This is a genomic window from Flavobacterium aquaticum (genome assembly GCF_003259835.1).
Classification (GTDB): domain Bacteria; phylum Bacteroidota; class Bacteroidia; order Flavobacteriales; family Flavobacteriaceae; genus Flavobacterium; species Flavobacterium aquaticum.
On sequence record NZ_QLMI01000017.1, the window covers coordinates 1 to 2,795 of the forward strand.

Sequence of the window (2,795 nt, forward strand, 5' to 3'; positions counted from 1 at the left end):
TGCTGTAACATTAACTGCAACAGATAATTGTGGTACTGCAACAGTAACTTTTAATGAAACATCAACAGAAGTTGCGGGAGCTTGTGCAAACTATACCATCACGAGAACTTGGACTGCAACAGACCTTTGTGGTAATGACATCGTTCATACACAAACAATAACGGTTCAAGATACAACGGACCCTACTTTTGTAGAATCGTTACCTGCTGATTTAGTATTAGAATGTACTGATGTAGTTCCAACTGCACCTGTATTGACTGCTATTGACAACTGTAGTACAGCAACCGTAATTTACAACGAACAAAGAATTAACGGAAGTTGCGCATCGAACTATCAATTAATCAGAACTTGGACTGCTACCGATACTTGTGGAAATGAAACCTCTCATATCCAAATCATCGATGTTCAAGATACAACACCACCAGTATTTACAGGTGAGATACCAGTAGATGGATTTGCAGATTGTGATAATATTCCTGTTGCTCCAACAATGACTGCTACAGATAATTGTGGAAATGTAACTGTTACATTAGATGAACAAAGAATTGATGGAGATTGTTCAAGTAGATATCTATTAATTAGAACTTGGACTGCTACAGACGATTGTGGTAATTCATCATCTTATACTCAAACAATAACATTAGCTTGTCATATTAAAATATGGAATGCTGTATCACCTGATGGAGATACCAAAAATGATATTTTCTACTTAGAAGGTATTGAATGTTATCAAAACAACACTGTCGAAATCTTCAACCGTTGGGGAGTAAAAGTGTATGAAACGTCTAATTACGACAACATAAATAATGTTTTCAAAGGGTATTCTGATGGAAGAAGTACGATTTCTAGAAATGAAAAATTACCAACTGGGACTTACTTCTACATCATAAAATACGAGTACAGCTATGATGGAGTAAACGGAAAACAAATGATTAATAAAGCAGGACATTTATATATCCAAAATAATTAAAAGATACTTTATGAAAAAATATATAGTTGAGTTAATAGGTACTTTTTGGTTAGTATTTTGTGGATGTGGTAGCGCTCTTTTTGCTGCCACGTTCCCAGACTATGGGATTGGATTTGTGGGTGTTTCATTGGCATTCGGACTTTCATTGTTAACTATGGTTTATACAATTGGTCCAATTTCTGGTTGTCATTTAAACCCAGCAGTATCATTTGCAATGGTAAGTTCAGGTAGAATGTCACTAAATGAAGCTTTGAGATATTCCTTTTTTCAAATACTAGGAGCTATTTTAGCAGCTTCTGTTCTATACATGATTCAATCAGGAAGTGTTCATACTGAAATTGGAGGCTTTGCCTCTAATGGGTATGGAGAAAATTCGCCTATGGAATACGATTTACTTTCGTGTTTTTTAACTGAATTTGTCCTTACTTTTTTCTTTTTACTGATTATTTTGAGCGTTACTAGCAATAATGCATATCATAAATTCTCTGGAATAGTGATAGGATTTTCGTTAACATTAATTCACTTAGTAAGTATACCTATTACAAACACCTCAGTAAACCCAGCAAGAAGTTTAAGTCAAGCTTTATTTGCTCATGTAAGTTGGCCATCAGAACAACTATGGCTATTTTGGGTAGCTCCTATTTTAGGCGGAGTATTAGCAGGTTTTACTTACAAAAGATTTTTACAATAAGAAATACTAATTATCATGAAAATTTCAATTAAAAATATAATCATCTGCTCTGCCTTGCTTTTCTTGAGCAATCAAAAAATGAGTGCCCAGCAAGATTCACAATATACCAATTATATGTATAATACTATTAATGTGAATCCTGCTTATGCCGGTAGTCGTGGTGTCATGAGTATTTTTGGATTACATAGAACCCAGTGGGTAGGATTAGATGGAGCTCCAGTAACCAATACCCTTTCGGTAAACACACCAATTAATAATTCTAATTTTGGATTGGGAGTTTCCTTTGTAAACGACCGCATTGGACCATCTGATGAAAATGCCATTTCGGTAGATGTGTCCTACTCTATTCCAACATCGGAAACCTATAAATTATCATTCGGAATAAAAGGAACGGCTAATTTATTAAATGTAGATTACACCAAATTAGACCGATACGATTTAACTGATCCTCAATTTCAAAATAACATTGACAATCGTTTTTCACCAAATATTGGAGCCGGTATTTACTTCCATTCAGATAAATTATATGCCGGATTATCGGTTCCAAACTTCTTAGAAACAGAGCATTTTGATGATAACGTTTCCGCTACAGCTAGGGAAAGAATGCACTATTATCTGATTGGAGGTTACGTTTTTGATTTATCTCCATCAGTTAAATTCAAGCCAGCCTTTTTGTCTAAAATGGTATCGGGATCGCCTTTACAATTAGATATAACCGCCAATTTTATGTTTAATGAAAAATTTGTTTTAGGTGCGGCTTGGCGCTGGGATGCTGCATTAAGTGGATTGGTTGGTTTTCAAGTTTCAGAAGGTTGGTTCATAGGTTATGGTTATGATGCCGAAACTACCAAACTAGCAAACTACAACTCAGGTTCGCACGAAATATTCTTGCGTTACGAGTTCAAAGGCAAATCAGAAAAAGTTGTTTCACCAAGATTCTTCTAAAAAACACAATATGAAAACAAAAACAATAGTTATAGTAGCATTGTTACTAAAGAGTTTTTTAGTAGATGCACAACAAGTTAAAATTAAAAGAGCCGATAAAGATTTTGAAAAATTCGCTTATGTTGATGCTATCAAAACTTATGAAAAGGTAGCTGAAAAAGGATACAAATCGGTTGAACTATTTCAAAA

General features: G+C 34.5%; 3 protein-coding genes. All 3 read left to right on the forward strand.

All coding sequences use genetic code 11. The features are described 5' to 3' along the window. Nucleotides 1-970: gliding motility-associated C-terminal domain-containing protein (locus B0I03_RS13035; protein WP_146603305.1), on the forward strand; the 970-nt coding region annotated here is incomplete at its 5' end. Nucleotides 971-980: 10 nt separating this feature from the next. Next, nucleotides 981-1,661: an aquaporin Z gene (aqpZ, locus tag B0I03_RS13040; RefSeq protein WP_111567868.1), complete on the forward strand. Its 681-nt coding sequence runs from the start codon at nucleotides 981-983 to the stop codon at nucleotides 1,659-1,661. Between the two features lie 15 nt (nucleotides 1,662-1,676). Then, a complete protein-coding gene (locus B0I03_RS13045; protein ID WP_394338079.1) occupies nucleotides 1,677-2,606 on the forward strand; it encodes a PorP/SprF family type IX secretion system membrane protein in 930 nt (309 codons plus the stop codon). Nucleotides 2,607-2,795 lie beyond the last annotated feature (189 nt).

Bases quoted from the DNA above. Each gene is read 5' to 3' on its own strand.
- aqpZ (WP_111567868.1), top strand. From the start codon at position 981: ATGAAAAAATATATAGTTGAGTTAATAGGTACTTTTTGGTTAGTATTT.
- B0I03_RS13045 (WP_394338079.1), top strand. From the start codon at position 1,677: ATGAAAATTTCAATTAAAAATATAATCATCTGCTCTGCCTTGCTTTTC.